This window comes from Streptomyces sp. NBC_01622 (assembly GCF_045209635.1).
Classification (GTDB): Bacteria; Actinomycetota; Actinomycetes; order Streptomycetales; family Streptomycetaceae; genus Streptomyces.
This window is the reverse complement of record NZ_CP109293.1, coordinates 57469-82717: the sequence shown is the minus strand read 5'-3', so window position 1 is coordinate 82717 and position 25249 is coordinate 57469. Positions and strand designations below refer to the sequence as shown.

General features: G+C 68.4%; 22 protein-coding genes and 3 pseudogenes. 8 read left to right on the top strand and 17 right to left on the bottom strand.

Translation table 11 applies throughout. The features are described from left to right. Positions 1–24 precede the first annotated feature (24 nt). From OH768_RS00395 to OH768_RS00360, 8 genes are all read right to left on the bottom strand, one after another. A complete protein-coding gene (locus tag OH768_RS00395; RefSeq protein WP_406448804.1) occupies positions 25–1821 on the bottom strand; it encodes a RecQ family ATP-dependent DNA helicase in 1797 nt (598 codons plus the stop codon). Between the two features lie 238 nt (positions 1822–2059). Beyond that, on the bottom strand, positions 2060–2452 hold the full coding sequence (locus tag OH768_RS00390) for a tetratricopeptide repeat protein (protein WP_406448802.1): 393 nt from the start codon (positions 2450–2452) through the stop codon (positions 2060–2062). 185 nt (positions 2453–2637) lie between these two features. Beyond that, positions 2638–2787 (bottom strand): hypothetical protein, encoded by a 150-nt coding sequence (locus tag OH768_RS00385; protein WP_406465080.1) that lies wholly within the window; start codon positions 2785–2787, stop codon positions 2638–2640. Further along, a complete protein-coding gene (locus tag OH768_RS00380; RefSeq protein ID WP_406465078.1) occupies positions 2739–3113 on the bottom strand; it encodes a transposase family protein in 375 nt (124 codons plus the stop codon). Before OH768_RS00380 ends, OH768_RS00385 begins: the two co-directional genes overlap by 49 nt. Positions 3114–3150: 37 nt before the next feature. Continuing rightward, complete coding sequence (locus OH768_RS00375) at positions 3151–3477, bottom strand: hypothetical protein (protein ID WP_406448800.1); 327 nt, start codon at positions 3475–3477, stop codon at positions 3151–3153. A 66-nt stretch (positions 3478–3543) separates the two neighbouring features. Then, positions 3544–3783 (bottom strand): hypothetical protein, encoded by a 240-nt coding sequence (locus tag OH768_RS00370; RefSeq protein WP_406448798.1) that lies wholly within the window; start codon positions 3781–3783, stop codon positions 3544–3546. A 986-nt stretch (positions 3784–4769) separates the two neighbouring features. After that, entirely contained in the window at positions 4770–5063 is a 294-nt protein-coding gene (locus OH768_RS00365; protein ID WP_406448796.1) for a hypothetical protein, read from the bottom strand. Between the two features lie 416 nt (positions 5064–5479). Continuing rightward, positions 5480–5740, bottom strand: a complete 261-nt coding sequence (locus OH768_RS00360) for a hypothetical protein (RefSeq protein ID WP_406448794.1) — start codon at positions 5738–5740, stop codon at positions 5480–5482. 878 nt (positions 5741–6618) lie between these two features. Here OH768_RS00360 and OH768_RS00355 point away from each other — a divergent pair. The 3 genes and pseudogenes from OH768_RS00355 (at position 6619) to OH768_RS00345 (ending at position 10522) form a co-directional block, all read left to right on the top strand. After that, positions 6619–7389, top strand: coding sequence for a transposase (locus OH768_RS00355; RefSeq protein ID WP_406448792.1), 771 nt, complete (start codon positions 6619–6621; stop codon positions 7387–7389). 553 nt (positions 7390–7942) lie between these two features. Next, a pseudogene (locus tag OH768_RS00350) lies at positions 7943–9648 on the top strand (ISAzo13 family transposase). 56 nt (positions 9649–9704) lie between these two features. Further along, positions 9705–10522 (top strand): IS5 family transposase gene (locus OH768_RS00345; RefSeq protein WP_406448790.1). Its coding sequence is split into 2 segments (ribosomal slippage): positions 9705–10047 and positions 10047–10522, totalling 819 coding nucleotides; the frame shifts between segments, so codons are not numbered across the junction. Between the two features lie 107 nt (positions 10523–10629). On the opposite strand, the pseudogene OH768_RS00340 reads toward OH768_RS00345, so the two are convergent. The 9 genes and pseudogenes from OH768_RS00340 to OH768_RS00300 all read right to left on the bottom strand — a co-directional run. Then, positions 10630–10782, bottom strand: a pseudogene (locus OH768_RS00340) (ADP-ribosylglycohydrolase family protein); the annotation flags it as partial. A 265-nt stretch (positions 10783–11047) separates the two neighbouring features. Further along, a complete protein-coding gene (locus OH768_RS00335; protein ID WP_406448788.1) occupies positions 11048–11638 on the bottom strand; it encodes a TetR/AcrR family transcriptional regulator in 591 nt (196 codons plus the stop codon). Between the two features lie 301 nt (positions 11639–11939). Beyond that, a complete protein-coding gene (locus OH768_RS00330) occupies positions 11940–12755 on the bottom strand; it encodes an oxidoreductase (RefSeq protein WP_406448786.1) in 816 nt (271 codons plus the stop codon). A gap of 129 nt (positions 12756–12884) precedes the next feature. Then, a complete protein-coding gene (locus OH768_RS00325) occupies positions 12885–13700 on the bottom strand; it encodes an oxidoreductase (protein WP_406448785.1) in 816 nt (271 codons plus the stop codon). 293 nt (positions 13701–13993) lie between these two features. Then, on the bottom strand, positions 13994–16042 hold the full coding sequence (locus tag OH768_RS00320; RefSeq protein WP_406448783.1) for a hypothetical protein: 2049 nt from the start codon (positions 16040–16042) through the stop codon (positions 13994–13996). 335 nt (positions 16043–16377) lie between these two features. Then, the gene (locus OH768_RS00315; RefSeq protein ID WP_406448781.1) at positions 16378–16704 is read right to left on the bottom strand and encodes a helix-turn-helix domain-containing protein; all 327 of its coding nucleotides are present in this window, start codon (positions 16702–16704) and stop codon (positions 16378–16380) included. Continuing rightward, entirely contained in the window at positions 16701–17855 is a 1155-nt protein-coding gene (locus tag OH768_RS00310) for a site-specific integrase (RefSeq protein ID WP_406448779.1), read from the bottom strand. Before OH768_RS00310 ends, OH768_RS00315 begins: the two co-directional genes overlap by 4 nt. Before the next feature lie 60 nt (positions 17856–17915). After that, positions 17916–18254, bottom strand: a pseudogene (locus OH768_RS00305) (hypothetical protein); the annotation flags it as partial. Between the two features lie 219 nt (positions 18255–18473). Continuing rightward, the gene (locus OH768_RS00300) at positions 18474–19442 is read right to left on the bottom strand and encodes a LysR family transcriptional regulator (RefSeq protein WP_406448777.1); all 969 of its coding nucleotides are present in this window, start codon (positions 19440–19442) and stop codon (positions 18474–18476) included. Positions 19443–19560: 118 nt separating this feature from the next. Between OH768_RS00300 and OH768_RS00295 the strand changes: the two genes are divergently transcribed. From OH768_RS00295 to OH768_RS00275, 5 genes are all read left to right on the top strand, one after another. Continuing rightward, complete coding sequence (locus OH768_RS00295) at positions 19561–20412, top strand: SDR family oxidoreductase (protein ID WP_406448775.1); 852 nt, start codon at positions 19561–19563, stop codon at positions 20410–20412. Positions 20413–20449: 37 nt separating this feature from the next. Beyond that, positions 20450–21211 carry an SDR family NAD(P)-dependent oxidoreductase gene (locus OH768_RS00290; RefSeq protein WP_406448773.1) on the top strand — a complete coding sequence of 254 codons (762 nt, stop codon included), beginning with the start codon at positions 20450–20452 and terminating at the stop codon, positions 21209–21211. 100 nt (positions 21212–21311) lie between these two features. Continuing rightward, positions 21312–21761 (top strand): ATP-binding protein, encoded by a 450-nt coding sequence (locus tag OH768_RS00285; RefSeq protein WP_406448771.1) that lies wholly within the window; start codon positions 21312–21314, stop codon positions 21759–21761. 672 nt (positions 21762–22433) lie between these two features. After that, positions 22434–23612 carry a tyrosine-type recombinase/integrase gene (locus OH768_RS00280; protein WP_406448769.1) on the top strand — a complete coding sequence of 393 codons (1179 nt, stop codon included), beginning with the start codon at positions 22434–22436 and terminating at the stop codon, positions 23610–23612. After that, the gene (locus OH768_RS00275; protein WP_406448767.1) at positions 23609–25111 is read left to right on the top strand and encodes a hypothetical protein; all 1503 of its coding nucleotides are present in this window, start codon (positions 23609–23611) and stop codon (positions 25109–25111) included. Before OH768_RS00280 ends, OH768_RS00275 begins: the two co-directional genes overlap by 4 nt. Positions 25112–25249: the final 138 nt, after the last annotated feature.

Genomic DNA, 25249 nt, shown 5'->3' with positions numbered 1-25249 from the left:
CGCCCGGAACTCGCGGGTCCAGCGTCAGCGTGGTGAGTCGGGCAGCGCGATCAGCAACTGCTTGTCCGTCACCACGGCCAGCGACAGGGTGCGATAGCCGACCGACTTGAACAAGATGGTGATCTTGCCGTCGCCCTCGCTCATGACCTCGCCCTGGCCCCACTGGTCATGGTGCACGCGGACGCCCGGCAGGTAGGCGTGCTCGTCCACGGTGGGGCGTGCGGCCGTCTTTGTCGCCCGGGCGGCACCTGCGGAGGCGCCCGCGCGCGCACCGGCCCGGGGCCACCGGCGCCGCCGTGCGGCCGCCTTGTACGGATGTCCGGCGTCCCCGGACCGCCCACGCCTCAGCCCGGTAACAGGCTTGACCACCGCCCCCGTGCAGTTGTCGCATGCCGCGCACGGGACGGGGACGGAGTCGCCGAAGTATCCAAGGAGGAACCGCCGTCGGCAGTCGGTCGTCTCGGCGTACCCGCGCATCATGTCGACCCGGGACTGTTCGAGCTTGAGGTGCGTGGCGTGGACGGCGAGCGCGCTCTGCACAGCGGCGTCGACGTCGTCCTCCGCGGAGGCGCCGAGCGCGCCGGTGAAGCGGCTGCCGTCCCGTCCGGTACGGACGGCCCCGGCCTCCTCCAGCAGGTTCAGCACGGCGGACAGTGCCGTCGCACCGAGTTCGCAATCTGCTCGGAGCCCGGTTGCGCTCACGGCGCCCGCGTCGCCGCGCAGGCGCTCGGCGACGCGGCGCAGTGCGTCGGCGTCGGGAGCGCCGGAGGCGAAGAAGCGTTGCAGACCCAGGTCCTGCGGTCGGTAGGCGAGGATCGCCCTGGCCGGTGCGCTGTCGCGGCCGGCCCGGCCGATCTCCTGGTAGTAGGCGTCGAGAGAGCCGGGGACGGAGGCGTGCAGCACGAACCGTACGTTCGCCTTGTCGATGCCCATCCCGAAGGCCGAGGTCGCCACAACGACGTCGACTTCACCGGAGCTGAACCGGTCCTGGGTTTGGCGGCGTCCGGTGGGGGAGAGGCCCGCGTGGTAGCTGGCGGCGGACAGCCCGAGGCTCCTCAACTGCTCCGCGTAGCTGTCTGCTGCCTTCCGGGTCCCCGCGTACAGGATTCCCGGCTTCTCCTCGACGGCGGCCCGCTCCACGACGAACCGCTCTTTGGCGGCCGCGTTCTGAAAGGCGGACACGTCCAGGTGGATGTTGGGACGGTCGAAGCCGGCCACTGTCTCCACCGGGTCGTTCATGCCGAGGCGTTCGGCGATGTCCCGTCGTACCGGGGCCGCCGCGTTCGCGGTCAGGGCGAGTACCGGCGGATTGCCCAGCCGCTCCCGCGCGTCCCGCAGCCGCAGGTAGTCCGGCCGGAAATCGTGCCCCCAGGACGACACGCAGTGTGCTTCGTCCACCACCAGCAGCCGGGGACGGACGGCGGCGAGCCGGTTTGTGACGTCCGGCTTGGCGAGCTGCTCAGGAGCGAGGAAGACCACGTCGACCGAGGAGGAACTGATGCGGGCCCATGCCGTCTCGTTGTCGCTGAGGCGCTGCGCGGAGTTGATGGCGGCGGTGCGCAGTTTGCCGGATCCGAGCAGGCTTTGCATCTGGTCCCGCTGAAGCGCGATCAGCGGCGAGACGACCACGACCGGACCGCCGAGCAGGACCGCAGGCACCTGGTACACGGCGGACTTGCCCGCGCCGGTCGGCATGACGACGAGTACGTCACGCCCCTTCATCACGGCCTTCATCGCAGTCAGTTGGGCCGGACGCAACTGCTGCCAGCCGAAGACCCGACGCGCGGTGCCGCGCAGACGCCGGGACGTGAGTGTGAGCATCGTTCTCCTTGAAGCGTGAGCGTCTAACCGCTGGGTGTCTGGCGGTTACCCCGGTTCGCGGGAATATCGCCTCGCGCGATTCGGTCGCCCTTGTCGAGATCACCGCGGTACGCCCACAGCGCCCGGCAAACGGCTTCCCGGTACCGCCCTCTGAGGCACCGTCAGCCCGCTGGCTCGAAAGAACGCCCCTGACCGGCGGGAATGATGAACTGCCGCTGTGCTGAAAGGTGATGAGTGGTCAGCCACGTGCAGGCAGCACCGTGTCTGACGGATCCAGGTCGAGATGATGGTGGAGCCTGGCTCGCAGCGCCGCGGCATCCGGGTGATCAAGTTCCTCGAACAGCGCCAGGGACAGGGTCCAGGCTTCGCGGGCGGCTTCGGGATTTCGGGCCGCGTGGTGGGTGTCTCCGAGGTGGGCGAGGATGTCCGCCTCGTAGTAGCGGTCTTCGATATCGTGGAAGAGCGCCGCGGCTCTTTCGTAGCAGGTGGCGGCCTCGCTGTGTTCGCCGAGGTGGTGGTGGGCGTACCCGAGCGTGTCCCAGGTGTGAGCCTCTCCGGAGACGTGGCCGGTGTCTTTTACCAGGGTCAGCGCCTGCTCGCAGTAGGCGAGGGCATGCCGGTATTCGCCCATCTATCTCCGCGTGGTCCCAGCCGACGTTGTTCAGTGCCAGGGCCTCCCAGGCACGGTCTCCGGCGGCGCGAAGGCCCTGCACTGAGAGAGTTTCATCCTGATTTCGCAGGTCAGGGGGCTGGTGTGGGGCGGGAGTGACGTACTCACCCCGGTAGAGAGCGTGATCGTTCCGGGGAGATCGTCGGTCACCTCTGGACCTCGGTGTTCGCGAGGACGAGCAGGGCACGCAGGAGGGTGGTCGCGTGCCGGGTGTTCATGCGGACCTTGGTGAGGATGCGCCAGGATTTCAGGTTCGCGAAGCCATGCACGACGGCGGCGCGTTCGCGGCTGAGCAGGCGGTTCGCCTCTTTCTCCGCGTCGGTGAGCTGTGGTTCCGGGTGGCCTTGCGGCCGGTGATGATCACGGGGTGGTCGTCGAGTTCGTCGTCCAGGCCGACGAAGCCGAGGTCGGCCAGGGCGCCGAGGCCGGCCTCGCGGAGGTGTGCCGCGAGTTTGTCGTGGCGGGCGGTGGTGATCTCGCTGGACCGGCCGGGCCTGGCCGAGGAGATCCAGATCAGGTTGCCTTTCTCGTCGGTCAGCGCGAGAAACAGCAGGCCATGGGCCTTATGTTTCCCGCTGTAGTTCTTGCGCTTCTCCGTCCCGGTGCGGCGTCGGGTGCGGATCAGGGTGCCGTCCAGCAGGACGACGACCCCGCCCTTCTTAGCGATCTTCTTCAGAGCTCGGTCCAGGCGCGGTGCGCGGGCGGGCGAGCAGGCGGAGGACCTTTTGCACCCAGCGGCGCACGGTGGGGGCGGAGATCTGGTTGCCGCCGGCCATGTCGGAAAGGCGCTGGTCGTGGCGGAGGACGGCGAGCACGATCAGGGCCTGGGTACCGGGCTCGACCTTGCGCCACCGGGTGCCCAGCCGGTTGCGTTCGCGGCGTATCAGATCGCCGACGAGGTCGAGAGTCCGCTTCGACGCGGGAAGCTGAACCTGGTAGACAGCATGCTGAGGGTTCTCGGCGGGGCTGGTTGTCTTCAGAAACACCCCAACTTCCGCTGGGGGCTCTCTTGTTACGGCAGGAATCGGCCGGTCCGCCGCCGTGCCGGCTGGTCAGCGCGGCAGGTAACGGCCCGCTCCGGTCCGGGCGAGCCAGCCCCGGTCGGACAGCTTGCGCAGTTGCCCGCGGACCGGCTCGACCTTCCCCGGCGTCGTCTCACGGCCCAGCGCGATCGCCACGTCCTTGGCCATCACCGGACCGTCCGCGTCGGCCACGATCTCCATGATCCGCCGATACTCCGAGGTCAGGACCTCCACCCCCATGCCCTCGGCCGGGTCCGGGACCAGCCGCATCCCACCCGCACCCGGACCAGCGGTTACCCGCTCCCGCTCCCGCTCCCGCTCCCGCTCCGGCTCCGGCTCCGGCTCCACGAAGCCCGACGACCGCCGTCCCCCGTCCGTCGCCTCTGCCCGAACACCACCTCGGCCGCCTCCAACCGGGTCAACTGCGAGTCGATTCCGGCCAGTTCCTTGCGGAGCAGCTCAGCCCGTTCTTCCAGCTCAAGCCGTTGCTGGACCGTCCATGTCAGCACGTCCGTCATACGTATCCCTCCGCCGGGAGGCTACGCAGCGGTCCGCCGTCCTGGTCCGCGAACGCCAGAAACCGCCCATGGCGGACGATCACGTGCTAACGATCTCCGGCCGGACCAGCGCGAGCACCTCACCGGGTACAGCACATCAGCCCCGTTGACCAGCGGAAATCAGGTTGGCGGGGGCTCACTGGCTGCGGGCCACTTGAGGCTCCCCACGGTGATCCACAGGAATTGCCAATTACTCCGCCGCCTCCACCGCGCGTCCACGACCGCCATGCCGCCGTCACCGAGATCGGCTGACCCGCCTTCTGGCCCGAGTGGTGGAGCAGGCCGGCCGCCAGCTCCGTCTCCGTCAGCGCGATCCCCGAGCCTGCGCGTAGGCAATCAGCGCAAGGCGACGGCCACGGCGATTACCAGGTCGGCCAGTTCTAGGAGTGGCAGAGCTGCGACCTGGTGATGATGACGCTCACCAACAACCCCGAGCTGTGGAGCTTGAAGGTGCGCTCCACCACGAACCCCGTACAGCTGACGTTTGTGATTCGGCCAGGTGCCGGTGACCATCTATGCGACGTACGCCAGTCTCGGTGTGCTGGCGGAGCCGGTCGTTGCAGACCGCCCAGAGGCCGCGCCCGCGAGCCCTGAACCGACACGGTCGGGGCTCGCTCGCATATGTGACTGCCAGGATCGTTCAGCCTCGACGAACATACGCCGAGCGCCAGCCGATCCGCTCAATCGCGACTCAGCCGATCAGCTGTACTGAACCCAGAGCTGCACGTCAATGGGCCTGTTGTCGTAGCAATTCCAGCTCAGCCAGCGGCCGTGGAACTCTCCATTGCTTCCTATGCTGATGCACTCGGACAGGGTCGCGTACCTGCCATATAGCACCGCGGGCGACGGGATGTCCGAAACATTCCGTGTCACATTCACATGAGCTACCGCCGAATTGCCTTGCAGAGATGCGGCTTGTGCTGGCGTGGCGAGGGTGCCGAGGGTGAGAACGGCTCCCATCGCCGCACCCGTCAGGGCGTGACGAATACGCATGATCGACTCCTCATTTCTGCCGAGGTCACGGTGATGGCTGTGGCAGTCGGCTACATACCGCTGCTCACGGCCTGTGCATGGAGCGCGCTGAACTTTGGGATGTTCGCCATTCAGAATGCCGAGGGTGACAGCTGCCGTCCTTTTCAGTCCGCGCAGGGGTGTTGACGATTCGCGCACGCTGTGGGCGACAGATTTCTGTTGTCCCGTGGCGGTATCCCGTAAGCGATCCGGAACGGGCGGCTGAAGTGTGGGGGTTGGCCAGGTAGAGGCGGCAGCGTTCCACAGACGGCGGTGGCGTATCCCGGCTGCTGGGTAGCTGGGTACGGTCAGACCCTGACTGGCTGTGACGTTGGATCAGCGGCTCCACGGTGACGGGTGTCCCGAGTGCGGCCTCGCGGGCCGCAGGCTATCGCGGGTCACCGCCAGCTGTCGCACCTGCGATTCGTGTTCGCATTGCTGGTGCACGCCCTCAACCAGACGTCACTGCTGGCGAAGTTGAAGGTCGTCCAGTCGGCGTGCTCATCGCCCGCACCGAGGACCTCGTCGAACTTGTTGGCGCCGCCCTGAGGGCTGGAGATCCACGCCTCGGCGCGCCGCCCGTCGGCGAGCGTGTCCTTCAGCGTGTAGTTGATACGGGTGCCGCCCGAGTCCCAGCACATATGGAACGAGAGGGACACACCGCTGATCGTGCTGGTATTCGACCGGCATCCCGCCTGCGCCTGCGCCTGCGATACCCCGGCCAGCGTGAGCGAGGCAACCGCGCCAGCCAGCACAACACCCAGGCCACGGAGACTTCGCGGACCACGTCGGTACATCGGTACCTTCCTTTCCTGTCTTCTGCTCTTGTCAGTCCTGCCAGAAGGCGGACCGGCTGCCGCATTCGCAGTCGACGCCGGCCCAGTGAGACATTCCTTGACCTCGAACTTGCAGAGGCGTTCGGGCACCGCCGGCCCGGCTGCCCCACGACCCGCGCTCCGATCTGGGTGACCCGCCGCTCATGTTGGGCCGAAGCGGTAGCCGCGAGGGAGTGCGGCCCCGAACAGTCGATCCCGGGGGACTCCTTGACCTACGCCACTCAGCGCCAGACAGGGTTCATGCGGCCCGTCACGGGTTCCCGCACTGGATCTCCCAGTAGCGGACTGGGGCCCAGTTCGCCGTCCAGTCCGCCGAGTAGGCGTCCGGCGTGTCGTAGATGTTGGTCCCGCTGTTGTTGTACATGGAGACGAAGCCCGTGGGCAGGCTGTTCTGCCACCAACCGCCGGCGGACCCAGTCCTCCAGCTCGGCGGAACTAAGGCTACGGCGCCGCAATCGTCGGCAGCTTGAACCTGCCCAACGTTTGAGCTGTAGGCGCAGAAGGCGTCACCGCAGAGAGCGGCGGCCTGGGCTTTGGTCTTCACCCCGCTGTAAAGGGTGACACCGTTGGTGGTACTGACGCGCTCTACGCCAGTCAGGAGGCCGGCGTCTCCAGTCGCAGGCGGCGCTGCCTGGGCCGGTGCCGTCATGAGGCCTAAGACTTGTCCCGTAACCGCTGGTCACTGGTGAGATGATCTTGTCGTGTCTGGTGTGATCACGGCGTCGGAGCCGTCCTGGATAGCCCCGTTCACCGGGCTGAGTGCGCGTCAGTTCGGGAAGCTGATCACGGCGTTGCGGCGCGAGGGCGCCGACCCGGTGCGCAAGGGCCGGCCGTGGAGCCTGCCGCTTGAGGACCGGGTGCTGCTGGTCGCCGCCTACTGGCGGACCAACCTGACCCTGCGCCAACTGGCGCCGCTGTTCGGGGTGTCGAAGTCGGCCGCCGACCGCATCATCGACCACCTCGGACCCGCGCTCGCCCTCCAGCAGCGCAAGCGGTTCCGCAAGGACGCCGTGCTGATCGTGGACGGCACCCTGGTCCCCACCCGCGATCACCAGGTCGCCGAGCAGTCGAAGAACTACCGCTACTCGACCAACCACCAGGTCGTCATCGACGCCGACACCCGGCTCGTCGTCACTGTCGGCCGCCCGTTGCCCGGCAACCGCAACGACTGCAAGGCGTGGGAACTGTCCGGCGCGAAGGACGCCGTCGGCAAGACAACGGTCATCGCGGACGGCGGCTACCGCGGCACCGGCCTGGTCATCCCGCACCGACGTGAACCGGGCCAGGCCCAACTCCCTGAATGGAAAGAGGAACACAACACCTCCCACCGCAAAGTCCGCGCCCGCGTCGAGCATGCCTTCGCCCGCATGAAGACCTGGAAGATCCTCCGCGACTGCCGCCTCAAGGGCGACGGCGTCCACCACGCCATGCTCGGCATCGCCCGCCTGCACAACATCACCCTCGCCGGGTGACGGAGAAAAGGCAGGTAATCCAGCACGTCAAAGATCATTTACGGGACAACGCTTAGTCCGACTGTGGTTCCGAGGGCGAGTCCCACGAGAATCTTGCGGGTGCGCATGATGCATGTTCCTTTCGAGAGGAGCGGAGGTATGAACAGGTGCCCGGCGGCCGTCCCATTGGCCGGACCGGTCGCTGAGTGGCTGTCCTTGACTCCAGGGCTCTTCGTACTTGTTTCCGATCCTGTTTTGCGAGGCGTGCTGGGGATCGGTCTCCGCCGTCATCTCTGCACGGTGGAGGCCGATCCCCATCCCCCCCTGAAGCGCGAACCCCGTGACCGTCTGACAGTGCGCCGTCAGACCGAGCTTCTCGGGCCCCGCGACATCAAGTTCAGCGGCCGGCGCATTGTTCGGCAGGGCTGACCCAACGGCCAAACAATGGCCGGACGCGATCTTTGCGGGGGTATGAGGGGTGCGTAGGTTGGCCGTCCGGGCTGGTGCGGGGTGCGGCTAAGGGCTCGCAGAGAATCAAGGTGTTGCTTCCCGCATCCGGGCTTGTTCACCTGGTATGGGCATCCCTGACGCGACTCGTGACCAACTGGCCGTCAAGTTTGGGGTGTTGTTCCCGCATCTGGACGAGCGGCAGCGTCGGCTGCTGATGGGAGCCGAGGCCCGGGCCCTGGGACACGGCGGTATCCGGGTGGTCGCGCAGGCGGCTCAGGTCAGCGAGACCACGGTTCGCAAGGGCGTGGACGAGTTGGAGGCGGGCGAGGGACCGCTGGGGCGGGTTCGCCGTCCTGGCGGCGGGCGCAAGAAGGCCGCCGAGGTAGACCCGGGGCTGCGGCCGGCCCTGCTCGCACTGGTCGAGCCGGACGTACGCGGGGATCCGATATCGCCGCTGCGCTGGACAACCAAGTCGACGAGGAAGCTCGCCGCCGAACTCACCCGCCAGGGGCACAAGGTGAGCGCGGACACGGTCGGGGACCTGCTCCGGGAGGAGGGCTTCAGCCTGCAGGCCAACGCGAAGACCATCGAGGGCGCACAGCACCCGGACCGTGATGCCCAGTTCCGCTATATCAACGACCGGGCCAAGGAACACATCGGTGCCGGGGACCCGGTGATCAGCGTGGACACCAAGAAGAAGGAGTTGGTCGGCGACTACAAGAATGCCGGGCGTGAGTGGCGGCCGGCGGGCGAACCAGTGCTGGTCAAAACGCATGACTTCCTGGACCGGCAGGGACCGGGCAAGGCGATCCCATACGGCATCTACGACCTTGCGGCGAACACCGGCTGGGTCAGTGTCGGCACCGACCACGACACCGCCGAATTCGCTGTCGCCTCGATCCGCCGCTGGTGGCAGGCCCGCGGCCGTCACGACTACCCGCACGCCACCCGTCTTCTGATCACCGCGGACGCGGGCGGCTCCAATGGCTACCGCACCCGGGCCTGGAAGAGTGAACTGGCCGCTCTCGCCTCCGGAACTGGTCTGAAGATCACTGTTTGTCACCTACCGCCCGGGACCTCGAAGTGGAACAAGATCGAGCACCGGCTGTTCTCCCACATCTCCATGAACTGGCGCGGCAGACCGCTGACCAGCCATGAAGTCATCGTGGACAGCATCGCGGCGACCACGACCCGCACCGGTCTGAAAGTGGAAGCTGAACTCGACACCGGCACCTACGACACCGGTGTGAAGGTCACCGACGCCGAGATCGATGCACTGGCAATAGCCGGCACCGCTTCCACGGCGACTGGAACTACACGCTCCGCCCTGCTGGTCCTCGCCCGGCCCCACACCATGAGACGGAATCCGAAGCCGCCACCGCCACAACCGCCCACCCGGCCGGCGTTGACACCCAAGCTCTCCGCGACCCGGAGCTGACCGGCATGACCACTGCCCAACTCGACGCTCTGGTCAGTGCGTTGATCCCGGCGCTCGCACAACAACGCGAGCAAATCCGCCACGAGCGCCGGGGCGGCGAGCGCCGACGGCGGCGAGGCGCGGGTGCCAAGGACAAGCTCTCCGACGCAGACCGGATCCTCGCCACCGTGCTCTGCCTCCGCAAGATCGGCACCCACGACCTGCTCGCCCGGCTCTTTGGCGTCACCGGAAGCACTCTCACACGGGCCGTCCAGGAAGCGCGCCCGCTACTGGCCGAGCACGATCACGCGGTCCACCCCTCAACTGCCAGATTCCGCACCCCTACTGATGTGGCCGTCCACCTCGACCGGTACGGAACACACCCCCCGAAGAAGATCAAACCCGCATGTTGATTCTCTGCGAGCCCTAAGACCGTGTCCTATGTGGTGAGGCGGACGTTGGTCTGTTCATGGGGCGGGGTACGTGGAGTTGGATTGTTCCGGACGGGCTGTGGGAGATCGCGAAGCCGCTGATCCCGCCGTCGAAAGTGCGGCCGCAAGGCGGCGGGACGCAGGGCACGCCTGATGAGACGCTGTTCGCAGCCATCATCTACGTCCTGGTCAGCGGGTGTGCCTGGCGAGCGTTACCGCCGTGCTTCGGTGTCTCGAAGTCGACCGTCCACCGCCGATTCCTGATCTGGTCCAGAGCCGGTGTCTGGGGCCGCCTGCACGAAGCTGTCCTGCACCGCCTGGACGACGCCGGCCTCATCGATGTCTCCCGCGTCGTCCTCGACACCGCCCACGTCAGGGCGAAAAAGGGGGCGAACACACAGGTCCGAGCCCCGTGGACCGGGGCAAGCCGGGTTCCAAGATGCACGTTCTGTCGGACGCGAACGGATTGCCCCTCCTCGTCGGCGTCTCCGCCGGTAACACCCATGACAGCGAGGGTCTGAAGCCCATGGTGGCGGGTCACCAAACGAGACACGACCCGGATCGCGGCCGCTACTTCAAGCCCCAGCGCTTCCACGCGGACAAGGCCTACGACCGGCCGGACCTGCGGAAATGGTTACGCGGCAAGCGCATTGGAGTCCGCATCGCCCGCAAAGGAATCGAGTCCAGCGAACGATTGGGCCGCCGCAGGTGGGTGATCGAGCGCACGATGTCGTGGCTGTCCGGCTACCGCAGGCTCAGCCCCCGCTACGAACGTCATCCCCGCAACTACCTGGCCTTTCTCGGACTTGCCGCCGCCCTCTGCTGCTACAAGCGATACGTCCGCCTCACCACATAGGACACGGTCTTAAGCGAACCCGTGCGCCGGTGGGGGACTGGTGGCCGTCCCGATACGGGTTGCGTACTGAGCTTGACCTTCGGCGGCATGACGACCTACCGTATCTCGCCGGTCACCGCGATGGCGGTGTCCGTGTCGCCGCTGAGGTCGATCGCCGCGTTTGTCGCATCTTCGAAGCTGGTGGTGGTGCGCAGGGCCCAGGCGGCGGAGCCCAGGCAGGGCAAGACGGCGCCGTTGAACTCGGTCTCTTGATCGCGGTGCCCGGACCGGTCCCTGTCAGGCCCGTGACAGCATGTCGAAGGCCTCGTCACCCGGCTTGAACGGGGGGTGACTCCGGTGCCGACGGCTCGACGACTCCGCAGACGTCGTCCGGGCACCACTTGCCGCCCGATCCCGCGCCACCCAGCGGGGTGGTCGGCGTTGAGAATGGGTCCGGTGGCGTCGGCCGAGTGCCGACTGGAGAAAACCTGACGGCATCGGGCTGCTCCTCCGAAAGCCACAGCCCGCGGAGAGCGGTGCGGTGCGTCAGACGCGCTGCCCGGCGTCCAGCAGGGCGAGGGCGTTGCTTATCCCCTGATCGAGGAGTTCATGAGCGAGTTGGCTGTCGGTCAAGGCGCGGGCAAGTTGCAGCGTCCCGGCCATCAGGCCGAGGAGGCTGAGCGCCTTCACGCGTGCGGAGGACGGGACCTCGAGTGCCATGCGGGCGGCAATGCCGTCGACCAGGACCAGCACGCCGTCGGTGTACGCCTGCCTGGTTGCGTCGGTGCAGCGCCCGATCTCGTCGAGCAGAGCGGCGTTGGGGCAGCCGTCACCAAGGCTGTCGCGGTGCAGGGGCGACAGGTACGCGCGCACAATCTGCTCGAGTCCGGCTCGGCCAGGCGCAGCCTGCGCGACGACGCTCTCGGCCTGTACCTTCAACTGGTCGGCGATTGCCGTGGCGACGAGGTCGTCCTTGGATTCGAAGTGCGCGTAGAAGGCCCCGTTGGTCAGCCCCGCGTCCTTCATGAGCGTCGAGACCCCGGAGCCGTCGATACCGTCTTGCTTGAACCGACGGCCCGCCGTCTCGATGATCCGCCGCCTCGTCTCCGACTTGTGCTCTTTTCCGTACCGCACCACAGCACACACTCCTTCGCCGGCCGGAAGGACCGGCTGCCCTTCACCGATCTCGCCAGTCTATGATATTGCGAACGTAATCCAAAGAGCCGACAGCGGCGGCGGCCGACCTCTCGTCGTCTGTTTCCCTGTGCGGCATACCAGAGCTTCAACTTCGAGCCGGTCACCCCCCGCGACACCGAATCACTGCGCCAACGAGGCACCGTCACCGCCGCCTTGAGCGCCGTCGCGCTCGGCCGACGGTGACCTGCCGCCGTTCAGCCCCTGAGGCGGGGTTCCCGCCGGCCGCCCGTCCCTCGCGTCCTCAGTTCGGCATCCGGTTGAACCTGCGGACGATGCGGTCGAAGATCCGGGCCGGAAGGACGCGGTGGAGCACGCTGATGCTTGCGGCCGTCGAGCCGGCGGTGCGCCGCAGGCTCGGCTTCTTGTCGGTGGCCGCCGCGACGATCACCTTGGCCACGGTGGCGGGATCGTCGCCGCCGCTGGTGTTTTTCGCCAGCACCTCGTCGAAGGTGCGCCGTCCCGACGCATAAAGCGCCAACGGGGTGTCGCCCTGCACGCTGTGGTCCCCGAACGGGGTGTTGATCGGGCCGGGCTCGACGAGCAGGATCCGGACGCCGTGCTCGCGGACCTCGTGGTCCAGCGACCCGGAGTAGCCCTCGACCGCGTGCTTGGTCGAGGTGTAGATGGCCATGAACGGGCTGGGGACGAACCCGCTGAGGGAGGAGACGTTGATGACGCGTCCGCGCCGCTGAGTGCGCATGTGCGGCAGAACCGCCTTGGTCATCCGCATGATGCCGTAGACGTTGACGTCGAAGACCTCCTGCGTCCGGGCGACGGAGAACTCCTCGGCGGCGCCATTGGCGCCGACGCCGGCATTGTTGACCAGGACGTCGATGCGCCCGAACCGGTCAATCACCTGCTTGACCACGGAGGCGACCGATTCGTCGCTGGTCACGTCGAGGTCGAGGTAGGTCACCCCGGCGAGCGCGGTGACCCGCGCGGTGTTGCGAGCGGTTCCGATCACCTCGAAGCCCGCCGCGGCGAAGGCGCGGGCCGTCTCCTTGCCGATCCCCGATGAGGCACCCGTCACGAGCGCCACCGGTTGGGTTGTCGCCATCACGGTCTCCCTTGGTTTTGAAATACGTCCGTATGTCTTACGTTCATACGACTATGTGGTGGTCGTTGGTCGATGGCAAGTAGTCGCGTCCGGTGATTCGAGGCAGGGCCCGAAACCCGTCCCTTCGGCTCAGCCGGCAAGTTTGTTGGCCTTGCGGATCTGTCCGTCGAAGACCCCGGCGGGAAGGATGCGGTGCGCCGCACTGAGGAGCCGGGCGCTCCGGCCGGCGGTGTACCGCGCCTTCGGCTTGGAGTCGGTGGCGGCCGCGACGATTGCCTTCGCGACGGTGGTGGGGTCGTCGCCGTCCTCGTTGACCGCCAGCGCCACCTGGTCGGCGATCCGCCGCTGCTCCGCGTAGATGTGCATGGGCATGTCGGGCTCGACGGTGTTCGCCTCGAACGAGGATTTGGTACCGCCCGGCTGGACGATAAGGGCCCGGACCCCGTATTCGCGGATCTCGTGGTCCACGGACTCGGTGTACCCCTCGACCGCGTGCTTGGACGCCGAGTAGTTGGCCATGTAGGGCGCGGGGAGGAACCCGAGGACGGACGAGATGTTGATGATGCGCCCGCTTCCCTGGGCGCGCATGTGCGGGAGAACGGCCTTGGTCATGCGCATCACACCGAAGACGTTGATGTTGAAGAGACGCTGGGCCTGCGCGAGAGAGTTTTCCTCGGCGGCGCCCGAGGAACCGATGCCCGCGTTGTTGACCAGGACGTCGATCCGCCCGAACCGCTCGATCACCTGCTCGACCGCGGCAGCGACCGAATCGTCGCTGCCTACGTCGAGGGCGAGGAACGTCACGCCGTCGCGGCGGTCGACTCCCGACGCCTTCCGGCTCGTTCCCACCGTCTCGAAACCCGCTGCGACGAGCGCGAGGGCGGCCGCCATTCCGATACCGGTGGACGCACCTGTCACGAGTGCCACCGGCCGAGTTGTCGCCATCACGAGCTCCTTTGGTTTTAAAGTATGGTCGTATGCCTTACGGTCATACGACCATAGAATGGTCGTCGGTCGATGGCAAGTGGTCGCGTCCGGTGATTCGAGAAGGTGCCGGGAAACGGGGGTGCAGTACGGGAAAGGCCACGAGCAGACGACGAGCCGGAACCGAGGGCGTCACCCACCGTCGAGCCGACGACCGCATCAGCGGCCCGCTGAATCCGCTTCATTCGCGCAGGTCACCTGTGCCGTGCCGACGCCAGCGTGGCCTATTTCCTTCTTCGGGCGGTGTCGCCCGGTCAGCGGATCCGGGGCAGGGCCTTGTCTGGGTGTACGGCGTGTACGTACTTCACGGCGATGCTGGGGTGGATGCCGAAGAGGCGGACGAGGTGGACTGGGTCGGCGGTCTCCCGGGCCTCATCCAGGATGCGGTCGGCCCATACCTGCCGTGGCAGCAGCCCGATCTGGTCGAACGCGGCCCGCATCGCGCAATAGCTGATCTGCGGAGAGGCGGGGTGCCGGTAGCTTTGGGAGGTGATGAGCAGGTGCGGGTTGGTGGCCTGGGGCCAGCGGCGGCGGCGCTCGCGCAGCCAGTCGGCAGCCAGGTCGGTGCTCAGGTCGTCGAGGTAGACGAGGTGGATGCCCTCACCTCGGCGCACCGCCAGTGTCCGGCGGGCGAGGTCGGGGTCGGCCAGGTCGAGCCGGGCGACCTCCACGGCACGCACGGCGTGGATGGCGACCAGACCGACGATGAGCCGCGCGGCGGGGCCGTCGAGCTGGTCCAGGATGCCGGCCAGGCGGTCGCTGGACAGCGGCCGCGGCAGGTGTACTCCGGCACGCTGCTGCAGCCCGGCCGTGGGGTTGCGGAAGATCACCCGCTCCTGCTTCAGGGCCCGGAAGATGCTGCGCAGCACGCCGAGCAAGCCCCGGGCCACGTTGCCCTGGTGGCGGGCGAGTTCAGTCTCGATGTGACTGGCGGTGACCTGCCGCAGGTCCAGCCCTGCCGCCGTCCACGACGTCAGGGTGGACCAGGCCATGCCCAGGTAGCGCCGAATGAGCCTCCAGTCTGCAGGGGGATGCCGGTAGCGGCCCTGGCCGCGCAGGACCCGCACCCAGGCGCTCAGCTGGTGGGCCATCGGCGCGGGGAGCTGAGCGATCCGCGTGTGCAGGGCCTTCTCGTCGTGCCGATCGCGCCGCTCCTGGCTCATATCCGTCAGGCGCGGGTGCATCTGGCGCTGAACGTCGGCGAGCAACTGCCGGGGGGCCTCGAAGAGCTCGTCGGCCTCCAGTAGGGCGTGCGCGCGCAGGAAGGAGATCACCCGGCAGGTGGCGGCGGTACCGGCCGCTACAGTCCCGGCCAGGGAGCGTACATCGCGCTCGGGGATCGGCTCGTGCGCCCCCAGCCGGGCCAGCAGCGTATGCAGGACCAGGGCCGCACCACCGGGCACGTTGCGTTTGTCGGCGAGCCAGACCCGCGGATAGCCGGCGGTGAACGTATCGAGCAGCTCCTGTACCGGAGCCGGCAGCGGGGGCAGCGAGAGGACGGGGGCGTGCGACTCGCGATGCCAGGTCCGCGGCATCGCGAACAGCGAAAGCTGCCCCGCGACGACCGGCACCGGCATTGCCCGGCGGGCCGGGGCGCTCACCTCGCGGGCCCGGGCGCGTGCACGCGAGAGCGGACCGGAACGCTGGTGCACGAGGAATCCCAGCTCCCCGGCCCGACGCTTGAGCTGGTGCGCGAGCGGCCCGGCGAAAGCGAGCTGCGTGACAGACACCGCCTGCGGGCCGACTTCGTGCACATACGCCAGGCAGCCGCGGCACAAGTCCTTCCCCGCGTGCAGCGGCAGCCCGTCCCGCCGACACCGCGGGCACCGGCCCACGCGGTAGCGATCCCGGTTCTTGCGCCATTCGTCACAGCCGCGGCACAGGGTCGTCGTCTCGCCCCAGCACCCACAGTCCGCGCAGGACCGCACGGGCCAGGACACAGGCGGCGGGCTGGTGCGCGGCCTCAACAACCCTGTCTGGGCGAGCAGTTCACCGGCGGCAGCTTTCAGCGGCAAACGCACCTGATCGAGCATCTCCTCCGAAACCAGGACCTCCCCCTCGGCATCCCGGATCGCCAGCGCACACCGGATCAGCCGCAACACCATCTGCGGCCACGTCCCCGACAGCCCCGCGCTCGCCGCCCGCTGACCAGCGAGCGCCTGCAGGACCTCCTCCTCCGGCCACGTGCGACCGCTGATCCGCCGGGCATCGCCGCGCTCGAAGCGCCGCCGGACCGGAAACAACGTCAACTGCCCGCGCATCACCGCGGGGCAGATCCTCGGGTCGTCGACCAGACCTCGCACCTCCTGCGGCCCCAGAAAGGGAGCAGCCGAGCCCCGCGGACGCGGTAGGTTCCGGGCACCCTGCTGCCCCGGACCCAGCACGAAGACGTGCAACTGAGTGGGCCCGGGGAAGACGGCGTCGACGCCGGCCCGGATCTCCTCACGCACCGCGATCACGCACGGCCGGCACAGCCCGTCACCATCCACCGCACCGACCCGGCAGCACCGCGGACACCGCGCCGTCTCCCGGTTCTCCAGCCAGCCACGACAACTCCAGCACAGCCCGTTCACCAGACGGGGGACGCCCCAGTCCAGACACAACCCGCACTGCCGCAGCAGCACCACAGCGCCTGCCGTCAATTCGGCGGCCGGAGCCGGCGCGGTCCGTCCCTGCGAGGCACCGGCCCCACCGGCCCCGCCTCGCCGCCGACCGCCCGCTCCCGCTCTTCCTGGTCCGCCGCGGCGGCCACCGGCTCGGCCTCCAGCAGGTCGGCCACCGTGCACTGAAGTGCCGCGCAGATCTTGTCCAGGTCCTCCAGCCGCACCGTCACCGGAGTGCCGCCCCACAGGGCGGCGACCTTGCTCAGCGACGGCGTGAACCCCACCTTCGCGAAAGCCGCCTGCAAGTCGACCGGCCGCCAGATGTCACACTTGGCAGCCGCCCAGCGCAGATTCCACTTCACCGCAAACTCCCCCTATCCGCGACCAGCCGCTGCCCGGCCCGCGCCGCCGACGCCCGCCAGCGATCCGCCTGCTCCGGATCAGCCTGGGCCGTCGCCAAATAATTGACCGTCGTAGTCGTCCAGATATGCCCGAGCATCCGCTGCACCTCCCACAACGTCATCCCACGCTCGTAGTTGTGGGTGGCGCACGCGTGACGTAGAAGATGCGGAAACAGCTCGGGCACCGGCCCCGGCAGATACAGCCGCGACGCCGCCTTCAGCGCCCGCCGGAACGTCGCCGGGACGACCTCCGGCGCGACCGGCATGTTCAGCGCCGCCACCGGTCCCGGCAGCCGCTCAGAAGGAAACAACGGCGCCGCAGGATGCTCCGGGTCATCCCGGAACAAGCCACGGACCTCCTCCACGTACCACCACAACAGCTCGCGGCCCTCCTCGAACAGGAATGCCTTCCGCGGCCTCGGACCGGACCCGCGGGCCCCCTTTCCCTGGACAACGAACCGGCCCCACCGGCCCGACTCCCAGTGCACGTCCCCCAGCGCCACACCGCACAGCTCCGCCGCCCGGACTCCGGACAGATAGGCAATCTTCGCCGTCACGTAGTCCCGGCACGCCACCGCCTCCTTGCGCGACTGCGGCAAAGCAGCCCGCCACGCGGTGAAGAACTCCCGCATCGCCCGCGGCGACGGAGGCACCCGCAGCCCGAAATCGCCACGGTGGTGGAGTCGCCGGTCGAACGAGTCGACCGGCGACTCCACCACCGCGCCGAACAGCCGGTGGATCTCCCCGGCGTACCGCTGCTCCAGGAACGCGAAGTACGCGTCGATCTTGTTGATCTTCGCGAGGACCGTCGGACGGGCCCGCTTACCCGGGCCCGCGAAGTACCGGTCCAACGCGGTCGGTGTGAGCTGCCACGGCACGACGTCGTAGTGCTCGCACAGCTCGATCACCGGCTTGACCAGCTGGTCGATCGACGCCGGCATCAGCCCTGCCGCGTCCCGCGCCCATTGGTACTCCGCGAGCGTGTCGAAGAAGTACGACCGTTCATCCCGCTGACCCGAGCGGCTCGACCGATAGGTGTGGAGAGAGAAGACCTCCGCCATGCCGACCGCATCGCGTTCAGGAGTCAGGGAACGGGTTTCGGATTCCCCCATGAACCCGCAGATTAGGAGCGCTACTCGCAGAATCTGCCAGTGATTGCGGAAATCTTACGCTTACGTGGGACACCTCGAACACGTGTCTCCCACCTGCTGGCTTCGCCCGATCACCCTCCTGGTGTCCACCCAGGAACCCGTGCGTACTCCAGTTACGTACAGGGCAGGACGCTCCTCTGCCAACCGCCGCGCCCGCGCGGGGGCCGACGCCGCCCGGGACTGGGCCGCTTCGAAGCTGATGCGCTCGTCCACGACGACCACGGCTTCACCGTCGAGCACCACGCCGGGCGGCAGCCGCATCCCGGGTAGCGCGATGTCCATCCAGTTCGCCGTCACGTCCCGTCCGGAGCGAGCCTGAAGACGAACGCCGTCGGCGGTGCGCCACATGACCGTTCTGTGGCCGTCGAGCTTCGGTTATGCGCTGTTGAGCTGTCCACGGGCTGTCGTCCAGCGCCATGTCGATCACACGTTGGCGGGTGCACTTCACCCGCCGGGAGCTCGCGTGGCCGCGTGAAGAGACCCCACTCATGCGGGAGTTCGGCACGATGCGCCTCCTGAGTCCCGCTGGCAGGCCCCCTGACATCGTGCGGTCACGGAATTCCCCAGGTGACCATGTAGTCAGTCTGGCCTTGTGTCGTCGGTGGCGGTGCTGCGGTGTGGCTCGTCGGGTTCGTGCGGGACTTCGGGTGGGAGGAAGGCTCCTGTATCGCGCAGTTCGCGGACGATGTCGATGAGCGCGGTGACGGCGGGGTTGGTGTTGTCGCGGTGCCAGACGATGCTGTGGCCGGCGTAGGGGCTCGGGTCGGTGAAGGGGCGATAGACGACTCCGGCGAAAGGCCTGGCTGCGGCTGCGCTGGTGATGGTGAGTCCGATGGCCGAGCCGGTGAGCGCCAAGGGGAGGAGCCGGTCGAGGCTGGAGATCTCTCGGTGGATGGTCACCGTGGCGTCTCGGGCTTCGAGTTGGCTGACGAAATGATCGTGCAGCCATGGGTTGACCTTGCGCTCGACGATGACAAGGGGCTGGTGGGACAGCTGGGCGGGGTCGATCGCTTCATGGGCGGCGAGGGGATGACCGGCGGCCAGCACGGCCACGAGCGGTTCACGGGCAACCAGGAGCGAGGCCAGGTCGGGCGGGTGCTCGGCGGTCCAGCAGAAGCCGAGGTCGAGGCGGCGGTCGCTGAGCGCGGACAGCTGGGCGACAGTGGTCATCGGTCGCGGGGCCAGGCGGACGTCGGGGAAACGGGCGTGCAGCGCGGACACCGTGAGTTGGAACAGCCGCGGACCAAGATCCTCCGCGTAGCCCAGACGAAGTTCGTCGACCGTGCCGGTGGCGACGCGGCGGCCGACGTCGAGGGCGTGGCGGACGGCGGCGATCGCGCTGCGCGCCTCGGGCAGGAACGCCTCGCCCACCGCGGTGACGGTCACGCGTCGGCTGGTACGGGTGAACAGGGGGGCGCCGAGCTCACGCTCCAGACGACGGATCTGCTCACTGACCGACTGCTGAGTGACGTGCATCCGCGCCGCGGCCCGGCCGAAGTGCAGTTCCTCGGCGACGGCGACGGCGTATTCCAGCTGGCGAAGCTCCACACCCCCATATTGACAGGTTCAGCCTGTCGAACACGTGGGCGTTCGTCGTTGATCGTGTCGCGGGCACGGCGCTCTCATGGAGGACAGGAACCAACTGTCCGACCCAAGGAGTACCGACATGAGGACCTGGTTCATCACCGGAACCTCCAGCGGCTTCGGCCGCCAGATGACCGAGCTGCTGCTGGAGCGCGGCGACCGCGTCGCCGCCACCTTGCGCAACCCCGCCCGACTCGACGACCTGGCCGCGCGACACGGCGACCGGCTGTGGCGCGCGGAGCTGGACGTCACCGACACCGCACGCATGCGGAAGGTCGTGGACAGCGCGTTCGCCGATCTCGGACGCATCGACGTGGTCGTCTCCAACGCCGGCTACGGTCTCATCGGCCTGGCCGAGGAGCTGACCGACGAGCAGATCGAGCGCCAGATCGACACCAACGTGATCGCTCCCATCCAGCTCGCGCGCGCGGTGACGCCGTACCTGCGCGCGCAGGGCGGTGGCAACTTCCTGCAGACCTCCAGCATGGGCGGCCATATCGCCTTCCCCGCAATGTCGCTCTACCACACCAGCAAGTGGGGCATCGAGGGCTTCTTCGAGGCCTACGCGCTGGAGACCGAACCGTTCGGCATCCACACCACGCTGATCGAACCGGGCATGGTCGCCACCGACTTCTACGGCGCAGCGGACAGCACCCCCTCACAGCTGCCCGCCTACGCCGGCACCCAAGCCGCGGATTTCACCCACGGCAAGAGCAGCGTGCCCCTGGAGGCCATGCCCGGTGACCCGCGCAAAGTCGCCGAAGCCATGATCCGCATCGGCGACCTCAAGGAGCCGCCACGGCGACAGCTCCTCGGCTCCGACGCCTACCACCTGGTCCACGACGCCCTCACCGCCCGGCTGGAAAGCGCCGAGACCCAGCGCGAGGTCGCCTTCTCCACCGACCGGGACGGCTTCACGCCGCCCCGAACGTGACGCCCCACCACCGACTCACCGCAAAAGGACCTCTGCCATGCCACGCTTCACCGACAAGACCGTCATCGTCACCGGCGCCGCCGGCGCCCTGGGCACCGGCATGGTCCGCCGCTTCGCCGCCGAGGACGCCCGCGTGGTGGTCGGCGCCCGCCGTCGGGAGCAGGTCACCGGACTCCTCGACGAGCTCGGCACCGACCGCGCGGTATTCGCCCAGCTCGACGTCACCAGCGAACAGGACTGGACCGCTGCCGTCGCCACCGCAGAAGCCGCTTTCGGCCCGGTCTCCGTGCTCGTCAACAACGCAGCCCGGGCCATCGTCGGCACCACCATGTCGTTGACCCCGGACGAGTTCCGGGAGGTAATCAACACCAACCTCCTCGGCACCTTCCTGGGCACGCGGGCGGCCGTGCCGTCGATGCGCCGACGCGGCGGCGGCTGCATCGTCAACATCAACTCCACTGCGGGGATCGGCGCCGCCGCAGGGCTGGCCGCCTACGGCACCAGCAAGTGGGGCATCCGGGGACTGACCAGGATCAGCGCGAAGGAACTCGGCCGCGACAACATCCGCGTCAACGGCGTGCACCCCGGCATCATCGAGACACCTCTGGCCTACGACCCTGCCACCGGCGAACTCATCGTCGGCATCGACGACCAGCCCATCCCTCGCCTGGCCGACGTCGACGAGATCAGCAGCCTTGTGCTGTTCGTCGCGTCGGACGACGCCGGCTACTCGACCGGCGCGGAGTTCGTCGCCGACGGCGGCTACCTCCTGGGGCCCGTTCCCGCCACAAAGCCATGACTCTCAGTACTGACTCCTTGGTCGCTTCCCGCTTCACTGGCGAACTCGGTTCGCGCGGGGTCGCCGTTCCTGCCGAGGCACCTCGATCGAGGGATGCAGCGTGACCACCCATTCTGATCCGAGCCTGACACAGGCCGGTTCCTCCGCTGCCTCGACCCGGAGCCTGTGCCTGTGCATAAGCATCGCTGCGGACAAGGCGCTGGTCGCTGAGGTGCGGCGCTCGGTGTGGGCGGCGTTGCTGTCCTGGGGCGCGGACGAGATCGCCGACGATATGGAGGTGGTGGCGTCCGAAATGGTCTCCAACGCGCTCAAGTACACCGGCGGCGAGGCCGCGGTGCGGCTTCGGCTGGCCAAGGGCCAGGCCCAACTGGAGGTCGAGGACGGCTCCGCACAGCAGCCGGCGCTGCGCCGGGTCGGCACGGAGGCCGAGAAGGGGCGCGGCCTGCTCCTGGTGGAGGCCCTAGCCGCCGAGTGGGGCTGGAGACTCCGTAAGAGAGGAGCCAAGACGGTGTGGGCGTCGCTCCCGCTGCCCGCGGGACGTACGGCATGAGGCCGGCTCCCGGCGGCGACGGTCTGGAGGGTGAGGTCGCGGAAGACGGGGGACCATCAAAGCGGCTCCGCTCGGGGTCCGGCTGCCGGAACTGACACCGCCCGTTGGGGCCCACCACTCCCGGAGGGCTCCAACGGGCGTTCGACCGTGGACTATGGACAGCGCCGAACCCTGTCCATAACTTGATCTCGAACCACCATCCCGGCGCGGCTGGCAGCACGGAAGCCAGCTCGGTCAGCGCGACCTCCACGGGGAACTCCACGTGACCAGCCTCCGCCCGCGAACGGCCGCCCGCCCGTCGGCCTACTCCGGGACGATGATGGCGATTCTTGAAAACGACCCGCGCTACTCTTCAGCTCACTTGATCGAGTCCCCAAGCGAGGAGGTAGTAGGGATGGATGGCTGGGCGCCCCATCGCCCTCGCCTCGGGTCCAACGCAGGTGGGTGGTGGATGGCGATGGGGTGGAGCCGGACAGGGTCGGAGGTGCTGTACGAAGGCCAGTTCGTCACTCTGCACCGGGACTCGGTCGTACGCCCGGTTTCCTAGGGGTTCTTCTCGTGTGGTGCGACGTTGTATGACCAGGTGGTCTGGCTTGTCGTGCAACAGTTCCGTGCCTGTGTGGTTCATGTGGCGGTTGTCGTACACGGCGATCGGATCATGGAGCAGAGCACGTGCGAGCTTTTCCCATCACGCTGCCTTCGGGGGCGCGGTACTGGACGGTGCTGGACGCGGACTACGACGTGGTCGAGGAGGCGGACAGTCACCTGCGTCATCTGCGTCTGGCCAGGGATCTTGCGGAGCTGACCACCAAGACGTACGCGCACGGGATCGCCCACTATCTGCGGTGGCGCGAGCGCACCGGCCGTGACTGGCGGACTGGTGCCGACGATCTGGGGTTGTTCATCCTGTGGCTGAGACACACACCGCGGGACGTGGCGGCGCATGACGCCGAACGCAGCGGCGGAGGACTGCTTGTTCCGGGCGCAGGCGTGGACCCGGTACGCGGTGGCAGCCGGATCAACCTCGTTCTCACCGCTGTGCGCGGCTTCCTGCTCCACGCCGCGCGGACCCACTCCGTCCCGCCCTCGGTCATCCCGGCACTGTACGAGGGTGCATCGGTCACCGACCTGGCGCCGGAGGTGTGTGGCGATGGGGCGATGCGGTCGCAGCTGCGTGCCACGCACCGGGTGCGGTCCGAGGCGCGGGCGGTGGACCGGGCCACCGATGAGGAGGTACTGGGGCTGTTCCGGGCGTGTCTGTCGTGCCGGGACCGTCTGGTCATCCTGCTGATGGCCCGGGCGGGGCTGCGCCGTGGCCAGGTGGCCGGGCTGCGGCGGGAGGATGTCCATTTCGCGGTCGACTCCAGGGCCTTGGGGTGCCGGGTCGAGGGGTCTCATCTGCATGTCGTGCGGCGTCAGAACGTCAACGGCGCGTGGTCCAAGTCGCGGCTGAGCCGCGTGGTCCCGGCGGACTTCCTGGTGGTGCAGGCGTACGACGCCTACGCCTTCGAGCGGGAGAGGCATCCCGAAGCCACGCTGAGCGACTTCGTCCTCGTGAACCTCTTCCGTGCGCCGCTGGGTGAGCCGATGAAACCCGGCGCGATCAACGAGTTGGTCACCGCGCTCGGGCTACGGGCGGACCTGGACCGACATGTGACGCCGCATCAGCTCCGGCATGCTTTCAGCGGGAACGTCCTGGACGCGGGCGGCACGAGGGACGAACTCCAGGCCCTGCTGGGCCAGTCCTCGCCCCGGTCGACACTTCCCTACGAGCACCCCGCCGAACACCGGCTGCGCGAAGCCGTCGAACGCGTCCTGGCGCCCCGCCTGGACGTGGAGGGTTCACGGTGACCGCGACCGCGCTGCGCGCCCTGCCCCTGGACGCAGCACCCGAGCACGCCACGGAGTTGCTGGACCGGGTGACGGCCTTGATCGGCACGACGTTCCTGGACGAGGCCGGATGGGACGCCGGGCAGCAGGTGCTGCGCCTGCCCGCAGAGCACCCGCTGCTGGGCCGGCCGCTGTGCCGGGTCAACGACTGCGGGAAGCACGGCCTGGGGCTGCTCCAGTTGTGCGACTCGTGCAACAACCGCTTCGAGGCGAGCTCCCTGGCCTTCGACGCCTTCAGGGTGCTGCCCCGCCATGCCCGGAACACTCAGCAGGTGATGTGCCCGGTGGAGGGCTGCGGGCTTCCGCAGATGACGGCCCCGGTGCAGCTGTGCCGCATTCACCGCTACCAGCGCACCCGGTGCAAGCTCGCCCTGGAGGACTTCCTTGCCCACCCCGACACCCGCCCGCTGCCCGGCTACGGCCCCTGCCGGGTGGTGGCCTGTCTGCGGGTACGTGAAGGCGCCGGCCCGTACTGCACGCCCCATCTGAACCGGTGGGCGAAGGTGAGGCGGCACGAGGCCACGGTGGACGAGGAGCACTGGCGCGCCACGAGCCCGGGTATCGCGCAGGAGGGAGTGATCAGCCTTCGGGGTCTGGCCCCGCTGGTCGTCGCCCAGATCCTGCTCGGGCTGCAGATGCGCACCCGTGAAGGCACCAAGACCAGGGACGATGCGCTGCGTATCGTCTGTGACTTGCTGCGCCAGCGGCAGGCCGGGAGCATCGGGGACCTGCTGGAAGGCGGGCTGCCCAAGCCGCAGCTCAACCTGCTGCGGATGCTGCGCACCTACGTGCACCGGGCGCTGCTCGACCCGGAGACCGAGCGTGCCAAGACTCGCTGGGACACCCGGGCCTTCGGCCACGCGGGGACCTTGGACTTCACCCAGATCACCCAGCCATGGCTGCGCCACGGCGCCATGCGCTGGGCGGCCGACAATCTCCCCAAGCGGCGCGGCAAGGGGGCTACCTCCCAGGTTCGGATGCAGCTGGACGGTCTGGTCCTGCTGTCGGCGAGCCTGCGGGCGCACCGCCTGGACCGGGGCGAGGTGCCCGCTGGGCTCGGGCGCGTCGACCTGGAGAACTTCCTGGCCAGGCTGGTCTTTCTGCAGGACCGCGGGGAGCTCTCCGCCTACATGCGCTATCGGGCCTGCCGCGCGGTGCGCGCGGTGCTGACACGGATGCGGGTGCTCGGACTGACCCGCCCGGGCGCGCCGCTGGCCGGCCTGCCCGACGACTTCCACCTGGTCCGCGACGATCTTCCACCGGAACCCGACCGCCGGGACGAGGAGCGGGACCTGCCGCAGGAGGTGATGCGGCAGCTGTGCGCGAACCTGCCCGCGATCGACCCCGACGGAACGAGCCGGCAGACCCGGATCGCCATCGAGCTGATGATCGACACAGGGCGGCGCCCCGACGAGATCTGCGCCCCGACGAGATCTGCGCCCTGCCCTGGGACTGTCTGAGCACCGACCGCGACGGCAAACCGGTGCTCGTCTACAACAACTATAAGGAGCACCGGTTCGGCCGCCGCCTGCCGATCGCGCAGGCCACCGCCGATCTCAGCTTGGTGTTTAACCTCGGCCGTTCACCTGACCCGCTGA

Excerpts from the sequence above, each read along its gene's own strand:
- OH768_RS00395 (WP_406448804.1), bottom strand. The coding sequence starts at position 1,821 with ATGCTCACACTCACGTCCCGGCGTCTGCGCGGCACCGCGCGTCGGGTC.
- OH768_RS00390 (WP_406448802.1), bottom strand. The coding sequence starts at position 2,452 with ATGGGCGAATACCGGCATGCCCTCGCCTACTGCGAGCAGGCGCTGACC.
- OH768_RS00370 (WP_406448798.1), bottom strand. The coding sequence starts at position 3,783 with ATGCGGCTGGTCCCGGACCCGGCCGAGGGCATGGGGGTGGAGGTCCTG.
- OH768_RS00365 (WP_406448796.1), bottom strand. The coding sequence starts at position 5,063 with ATGCGTATTCGTCACGCCCTGACGGGTGCGGCGATGGGAGCCGTTCTC.
- OH768_RS00330 (WP_406448786.1), bottom strand. The coding sequence starts at position 12,755 with ATGGCGACAACCCAACCGGTGGCGCTCGTGACGGGTGCCTCATCGGGG.
- OH768_RS00325 (WP_406448785.1), bottom strand. The coding sequence starts at position 13,700 with ATGGCGACAACTCGGCCGGTGGCACTCGTGACAGGTGCGTCCACCGGT.
- OH768_RS00310 (WP_406448779.1), bottom strand. The coding sequence starts at position 17,855 with ATGGGGGAATCCGAAACCCGTTCCCTGACTCCTGAACGCGATGCGGTC.
- OH768_RS00295 (WP_406448775.1), top strand. The coding sequence starts at position 19,561 with ATGAGGACCTGGTTCATCACCGGAACCTCCAGCGGCTTCGGCCGCCAG.
- OH768_RS00290 (WP_406448773.1), top strand. The coding sequence starts at position 20,450 with ATGCCACGCTTCACCGACAAGACCGTCATCGTCACCGGCGCCGCCGGC.